This is a genomic window from Streptomyces sp. NPDC127119 (assembly GCF_042677425.1).
Classification (GTDB): Bacteria; Actinomycetota; Actinomycetes; order Streptomycetales; family Streptomycetaceae; genus Streptomyces.
This window is the reverse complement of record NZ_JBHXTO010000261.1, coordinates 1-6,574: the sequence shown is the minus strand read 5'-3', so window position 1 is coordinate 6,574 and position 6,574 is coordinate 1. Positions and strand designations below refer to the sequence as shown.

The window sequence follows — 6,574 nt, the reverse complement described above, 5'->3', positions numbered from 1 at the left end:
GGGGGGGGGTGGCTTCGGTGTGGTTTTCGCCCCCGCCGCCCCTACCCGTTCCCGTCACGCACTCAGGGGCTCCGCCCCCGAACCCCCGGTCCTCAAACGCCGGACGGGCTGAAATACGTCGCGGACGGGCTGGAGGGGTGGGGTCGGGGCGCAGCCCCACCCCGAGACGCATGGGGGGGTAGGGGCGCAGCCCCACCCCTAGGGGCGCGGGGAACTGCGCGAACGGCCCCCACCGGGCCCGCAGCCGAAGGCCCCAAGCCCGTCCGGCGTTTGAGGACGAGCGCACGCGCGACAGGGGGTCCGGGGGCGCAGCCCCAGAGGCGAGCTCACTCCGCCGCGATGGCCCGCAGTACGTCCAGACGTGCTGCCCGTCGTGCCGGGCGCAAGCCCGCGAGCGCGCCCGCCGCGACGCCCACCCCCGCGACCACGCACAGCTGAACCAGCGGCACCGCGAACGCGAACTCGCTGCTCGACGACCCGTCGGACGCCTTGACCAGCACCCAGCCGAGGAAGCCGCCGAGCGCCAGTCCGCCCGCCGTGCCGAACGCGGCCACCAGGACCGACTCCCAGCGGACCATGGCACGCAGCTGCGACCGGGTCTGCCCGACGGCCCGCAACAGGCCGAGTTCGCGGGTGCGTTCGTGGACCGCGAGGGTCAGCGTGTTGGCGATGCCGAGCAGGGCGATGAGCACGGCGAGCGCGAGCAGCGCGTAGACCAGGGTCAGCATCATGTCGATGGCTCCGGCCGAGGACCGCGCGTACTCGTCACGGGTCTGCACCTCGGGGTTGCCGTACGCCGTCGCGACCTTCTCGACCGCCGTCTTCCCCTCGGCCGCGTCCACACCGTCCCTGAAGCTCACGGCGACGAGCGTGTCGGCGTCCTGGGTGCGGTGCGGGGCCCAGGCCTCGCGGGTGATGACGTACTCGCCGGCCAGCTCGGAGCGGCCGTAGACCGCGCGGACGGTGAAGGTCTTCGCCTGGCCGTCGGTGAAGGCGAGCCGGGTGGTGTCACCGGTCTTGAGGCCCTGCTTGTCGGCTTCCTCCTCCGTGACGGCGATGCCGTCGGCGCCGAGGTCGCGCATCGAGCCCCGTACGTCGCCGAGGTCGAAGGTGCGCTCCAGCGCGACGGGGTCCGTGACCGTCAACGCCCGTCCCTTGCCGTCGACTTCGGCCACCCCGCGGCCCAGCCCGACGGCGGTGTCGACCTCGGGCCGTTCGCCGATCGCGGCGGCGAGTGCGGGGCTCAGTCCGCTGCCGCCCGCGCCGAACGACGGGGTGCTCACGACGACGTCCCCGGCGAAGGACCGCGACACCGTCCGGTCCATGGTCGCTTTCAGTGAGGCACCGAAGACGGTGAACAGTGACACCACGGCGACACCGATCATCAGGGCACTCGCGGTGGCCGCGGTGCGCCTGGGGCTGCGCAGGGCGTTGCGCGCGGCCAGGGCGCCGGTGACACCGCGCAGCCGGTCGAGGGGAGCCCCCAGGACGCGTACGGCGGTGGTCGCGGCGACCGGGCCGAGGACCACGAAGGCGGCGAGTGCCAGCACCGCGCCCGCTCCGGCGAGCCACAGGGACGGGCTGACGACGACGCCGGTCAGGGTGACGGCGACGGCCGACGCGGCGAGTCCGGCGCCCACGACGGCACGGGTCCGGGACGCGCCGGACCGGTCGACGGACGTCTCGCGCAGGGCGGCCAGTGGTGCGGTGCGCCCGGCACGTACGGCGGGCAGCAGCGCGGAGCCGAGGCAGACCACGACGCCGACCGCGAGCGGCAGGACCATGGACAGGGCACTGATCACCAGGTCGCCCTCGGGGAAGGGGAATCCGATGGCCGGGAACAGCGCCTGCAGGCCTGCCGCGATACCGATGCCACCCGCGAGACCGGCCGCGGACGCGACCACGGCGACCGCGCTCGCCTCCACGAGCGTCGACGCGGTGACCTGGCGGCGGGAGGCACCGAGGGCACGCAACAGGGCGTTCTCACGGGTGCGTTGGGCGACCACGATCGCGAAGGTGTTGTGGATGGAGAAGGTCGCGACCAGCAGCGCCACACCGGAGAACACCAGCAGGAACGTGGTGAAGAGCGTCAGGAACTGGCCGGAGACCATGTCGGTGTTCTCCTCGGCCAGCTCCTGACCGGTGATCGCCTCAACACCCCTGGGCAGTAAGGGATTCAGGGCGTCGACGAGTTCGCGTTGACCGATGCCGGGTCCGGCCCGTACGAGGATGCTCGCGGCGTCGCCGGGCTTCGCGGTCAGGTATTTCTCGGCGTCGGAGCGCGTCATGCCGGTGAAGGTCACCTGCGCCATGCCGTCCTCGCCGCCGAAGGTCGCGAGGCCCACGATCGTCACCTCGACGGGATCGGGCGTTCGCAGGGTCGTCGTGTCGCCGATGCGCAGGCCGCCCTTCTCGGCCGCGCCCCGGTTGACGACGACCTCGCCGGACTTCGCCGGGGCGCGGCCCTCGGCCAGGCGGTAGGCGTTGAGTTCGGGGTCGTCGATCCAGTTGCTCGCGAGGGTGGGCGGGCCCTGGCCGCCGACGGGTTTGCCGTTCGCGCCGACGAGCTGGCCCGCGCCCTGGATGTCGGGGGCTGCCGCCGCGACGCCCGGGGTGTTCTCGACGGCCGCCACCAGGTCGGTGCCGACGGGCTGCCGTACGCCCTGACTCTCGCCCGGGGTGGTGATGGTGTCGGCGCTGCGGACCACGGCGTCGGTGCCGCTGGTGGCGTCGCCGAACATCGTGTCGAAGGAGGCGCGCAGGGTGTCGCCCATGACGAGCGTGCCCGCCAGGAAGGCGACACCGAGCAGGACGGCCAGGAAGGTGCCGGCGAAGCGCCGCTTGTGGGCACGCAGCGAGGAGACGCTGATCCGCACGGAGGCGTTCATGACGGAGCCCCCTTGCCGTCGAACGCCTTCAGCCGGTCCAGGACCCGGTCTGCCGTCGGGGACTCCATGCGGTCCACGAGGCGGCCGTCGGCGAGGAAGACGACCTCGTCGGCGTGCGCGGCGGCGACCGGGTCGTGGGTGACCATGACGACCGTGCGGTCCATCTGGCGGACGGCCCGGCCGAGAAGGTTCAGGACCTCCTCGCCGGAGCGTGAGTCGAGGTTGCCGGTCGGTTCGTCGGCGAAGACGACGTCGGGCCGGCCCGCGAACGCCCGCGCCACGGCGACGCGTTGCTGCTGGCCGCCGGAGAGCTCGGCGGGCCGGTGGCGCAGTCGGTCGCGCAGCCCGACGACCTCCACGAGGGCGTCGATCCACTCGCCGGTCGAGCTGTCACCCCTGCGGCCGGCCAGATCCATGGGCAGCGTGATGTTCTCCGCGACGGTCAGTGTCGGCACCAGGTTGAAGGCCTGGAAGACGAAACCGATGCGGTCGCGCCGCAGCAGCGTGAGCCGGCGGTCGTCGAGCGTGCCCAGTTCGGTGTCGCCGATGAAGGCGGCGCCCGAGGTCAGGGTGTCCAGGCCCGCCGCGCAGTGCATCAGGGTGGACTTGCCGGAGCCCGACGGCCCCATGATCGCGGTGAAGCGTCCGGCGGGAAAGGTGACGTCGATCCCGTCCAGGGCCCGTACCGCGGTGTCCCCGGCGCCGTACACCTTCACCGCTCCGGCGACCCGTGCCGCGGTCCGTGTGCCCTTGGTGGCGGTCGCCGTCGCGGGCGCGTTCATGCCGCACCGCCCTTGCCCCTGCGGCCGGAGCGCTCGTCCGCACCCGTCCGTCCGAACCGCTCGTCCAGGACGGAGAGACGGCGCCAGTACTCGTCCTCGTCGATCTCGCCGGCGGCGAAGCGCCTGCCCAGCATCGCGATCGGCGAGTCGCCGGACGGGCGGGACCGGTCGGGGCCGTGCCACGGGCCGCGTCGGCCGCGCCACACGGTGCGGCGCAGCACGGTGACGACACCGATTACGACGGCCGCCCAGATCAGCGGGAGGAACAGGATCCACGGGCCGGGCCCGCCGTCCCAGTTCGCCAGGGTCTGCATCTGAAGTCATCTCCTCGGGAGTTCCGGACGCTCCGGTGTTCCGGTGTCCGTTCCGGTGTTCCGGTGATGCTTAGAGGCTCGCGCCGGGAGGGGGTCCGGGTCGTCGTACGGCCAGCGGCAGTACGCGTACCTCCGTGGGAGTAGGAACGGGGGCTTCAGCTGCTCCTCGCGCCTTCGGCTCCGCACGCCCCTCGATTCTGTAACTACTAGTATGTACAGTGTCTGTGTGAGCACTCCGGAGCGTCTGATCGAAGCCACCCGCGAGCTGCTGTGGGAGCGCGGCTATGTGGGCACGAGCCCGAAGGCGATCCTGCAGCGGGCGGGTGCGGGCCAGGGCAGTATGTACCACCACTTCACGGGCAAGCCCGATCTGGCCCTGGCCGCGATCCGGCGCACCGCGGAGGAACTGCGCGCCACCGCCGAAGCGGTGCTGGGCGGGCCCGGTTCCCCGTACGAGCGGGTCGAGGCGTATCTGCGGCGCGAGCGTGAGGTTCTGCGCGGCTGTCCGGTCGGGCGGCTGACCATGGACCCGGACGTCGTCGCGAGCGACGCACTGCGCGCGCCCGTCGACGAGACGCTGGACTGGTTGCGCGAGCGGCTGGCCGGAATCGTCGAGGAGGGCCAGGAGCTGGGCGAGTTCGCGTCGGCGCTGGACGGCGAGGAGATCGCCGCGACGATCGTGGCCACGGTCCAGGGAGGCTATGTGCTGGCCCGCGCGTCCGGCTCGACCGCCGCCTTCGACACGGGGGTCCGCGGGCTGCTGTCCCTCCTCGCAGCCCGCTCCCCCGCCGGCGACTCCCCCACCCCCAACGAGGCCTGAGCCGCCGGGAGGCACCGATGCACGCCATGCAGTACGAGATCACCCTGCCCGCGGACTACGACATGGGCATCGTCCGGGACCGGGTGGCCCGCGTCGGGCATCTGCTCGACGACTGGGCCGGACTCGGGCTGAAGGCCTACCTGCTGCGGGAGCGGGGCGTGGACGGCTCGCCGGTCAACCAGTACGCGCCCTTCTACCTGTGGGACACCCCCGAGGGCATGAACTCCTTCCTCTGGGGGCCCGGCTTCCAGGGGCTCGTGAACGACTTCGGGCGCCCCGTGGTGCAGCACTGGGCGGGCCTGGCGTACGAGGCCGGGGGCGCCGCCGGTGGGGCGCCCGAGGTCGCGGTACGCAGGCGGGTGAGCGTCCCCGAGGGCGTGCCGCTCACCGAGGTGGCGCGGGAGGCCGTCCTGGAGGCGGGGCGCCTGGCCGCGCTGGACGGGGTGGTGGGTGCCGCTGCCGCCGTCGACCCGCGTCACTGGGAGGTCGTGCACTTCTCCCTCTGGGCCCACGACACGCCCAAGGCCGAGGGCGAGACGTACCGCGTGCTGCATCTGTCGGCGCCGGGGCGCGACCGGCTGCGCGGGGGACGGCAGTGGTGAGCCGGGGCCGGGCGCCCCGTACCGTCCGCACGGTCTTCGGCGACATCCCTCCGGCGGAGTTGGGGGTGTGCAACGCGCACGACCATCTCTTCTTCAGCAGTCCCCGCCTTCCGGGGCAGGAGTTGCGGGACGCGGGCGCCGCGACGGCCGAGCTGACCGCGTTCGGCGCGGCGGGCGGCGGAAGTGTCGCCCAGTGGACCCCGTACGGTCTGGGGCGGCGGGCCGCCGATCTGCCGCTGCTGGCCCGCGCCGCCGGGGTGCATGTCGTGGCCGCCACGGGACTGCACCAGGCCGTCCACTACGCGCCGGAGGTGCTCGACCGGCTGCGGGGCCGGCTGGCCGACGTCTTCGTGTCCGAGCTGACGGAGGGGCTGGCCACGTCCGGGGTGCGGGCGGGTTTCATCAAGGTCGCGGGCGGTTTCCACGCGCTCGACGCGCATGCCCGCTGGACGATGACCGCGGCGGCCGAGGCGCACCACGCGACAGGGGCGCCGGTCGCGGTGCACCTGGAGCTGGGCACGGGCGCGCTCGACGTACTCGACCTGCTGTGCGGGGAGTTGGGGGTGGCGCCGGCCAGTGTGATCCTCGGGCACCTCAACCGCTCCCCCGACCCGGTGGTGCACCGGCAGGCCGCCGAGTCCGGCGCCCATCTGGCTTTTGACGGTCCGTCACGCGCGAACCACGCGACGGACTGGCGCATGCCCGAGGCCGTACGCGATCTCGCCGACGCCGGGTTCGGCGACCGGCTGCTCCTCGGCGGGGACACGACCACGGCCGGGGCGCGCTCGGTGAACGGCGGCCCCGGAATGCCGTATCTGCTGCGCCGCGTCCGGCCAAGGCTCGAACTCGCCCTGGGGAATGAGCTGGTGGAGCACATTCTGACGGCGAATCCGCAGCGGGCGTTCGCCGTCGGGTGGACGTAGACCCACGGGCGGCAGTGAGGACGACGTTCGGCCGCGGGACGGCGGGGGCGGGCCACGCCGCGCCGTTCCCCGCGCCCCTCCCCGAGGGGCGCGGGGAACGGCGCAATCAGATCGGCTCAGGCGTGTGCCAGGGCCGCGATCGGGTCGTCCAGCACCGGCTGCCACGCCAACTCGGCGGCGCCCACCAGGCTGTTGTGGTCCAGCGTGCAGGCCAGGATGGGGACGCCGCCGCTCTGGCCGCACAG

Annotated in this window: 6 protein-coding genes and 1 pseudogene; 3 read left to right on the top strand and 4 right to left on the bottom strand. The window is 73.3% G+C overall.

From position 1 onward, the window contains the following. Window positions 1–326 precede the first annotated feature (326 nt). Genes ACFVH5_RS43560 through ACFVH5_RS43550 form a run of 3 tightly spaced genes read right to left on the bottom strand, consistent with a single transcriptional unit; the run spans window position 327 to window position 3,984 of the window. A complete protein-coding gene (locus tag ACFVH5_RS43560) occupies window positions 327–2,888 on the bottom strand; it encodes an ABC transporter permease (protein WP_385839238.1) in 2,562 nt (853 codons plus the stop codon). Then, the gene (locus ACFVH5_RS43555; protein ID WP_385839237.1) at window positions 2,885–3,670 is read right to left on the bottom strand and encodes an ABC transporter ATP-binding protein; all 786 of its coding nucleotides are present in this window, start codon (window positions 3,668–3,670) and stop codon (window positions 2,885–2,887) included. Before ACFVH5_RS43555 ends, ACFVH5_RS43560 begins: the two co-directional genes overlap by 4 nt. Then, the gene (locus ACFVH5_RS43550; RefSeq protein ID WP_385839235.1) at window positions 3,667–3,984 is read right to left on the bottom strand and encodes an SHOCT domain-containing protein; all 318 of its coding nucleotides are present in this window, start codon (window positions 3,982–3,984) and stop codon (window positions 3,667–3,669) included. The genes ACFVH5_RS43555 and ACFVH5_RS43550 overlap by 4 nt, the downstream gene beginning before the upstream one ends. Window positions 3,985–4,195: 211 nt before the next feature. Between ACFVH5_RS43550 and ACFVH5_RS43545 the strand changes: the two genes are divergently transcribed. From ACFVH5_RS43545 to ACFVH5_RS43535, 3 genes are read left to right on the top strand one after another with little or no spacing between them, the layout of a single operon-like run. Next, the gene (locus tag ACFVH5_RS43545; protein ID WP_385839234.1) at window positions 4,196–4,804 is read left to right on the top strand and encodes a TetR/AcrR family transcriptional regulator; all 609 of its coding nucleotides are present in this window, start codon (window positions 4,196–4,198) and stop codon (window positions 4,802–4,804) included. 17 nt (window positions 4,805–4,821) lie between these two features. Further along, the gene (locus tag ACFVH5_RS43540; RefSeq protein WP_385839233.1) at window positions 4,822–5,406 is read left to right on the top strand and encodes a DUF4865 family protein; all 585 of its coding nucleotides are present in this window, start codon (window positions 4,822–4,824) and stop codon (window positions 5,404–5,406) included. Continuing rightward, a complete protein-coding gene (locus ACFVH5_RS43535) occupies window positions 5,403–6,329 on the top strand; it encodes a phosphotriesterase (protein ID WP_385839232.1) in 927 nt (308 codons plus the stop codon). Before ACFVH5_RS43540 ends, ACFVH5_RS43535 begins: the two co-directional genes overlap by 4 nt. 116 nt (window positions 6,330–6,445) lie before the next feature. Here the strand turns inward: ACFVH5_RS43535 and ACFVH5_RS43530 are convergent. Further along, window positions 6,446–6,574: pseudogene (locus ACFVH5_RS43530) on the bottom strand (ROK family protein); the annotation flags it as partial.

Bases quoted from the DNA above. Each gene is read 5' to 3' on its own strand.
- ACFVH5_RS43560 (WP_385839238.1), bottom strand. From the start codon at position 2,888: ATGAACGCCTCCGTGCGGATCAGCGTCTCCTCGCTGCGTGCCCACAAG.
- ACFVH5_RS43555 (WP_385839237.1), bottom strand. From the start codon at position 3,670: ATGAACGCGCCCGCGACGGCGACCGCCACCAAGGGCACACGGACCGCG.
- ACFVH5_RS43550 (WP_385839235.1), bottom strand. From the start codon at position 3,984: ATGCAGACCCTGGCGAACTGGGACGGCGGGCCCGGCCCGTGGATCCTG.
- ACFVH5_RS43545 (WP_385839234.1), top strand. From the start codon at position 4,196: ATGTACAGTGTCTGTGTGAGCACTCCGGAGCGTCTGATCGAAGCCACC.
- ACFVH5_RS43540 (WP_385839233.1), top strand. From the start codon at position 4,822: ATGCACGCCATGCAGTACGAGATCACCCTGCCCGCGGACTACGACATG.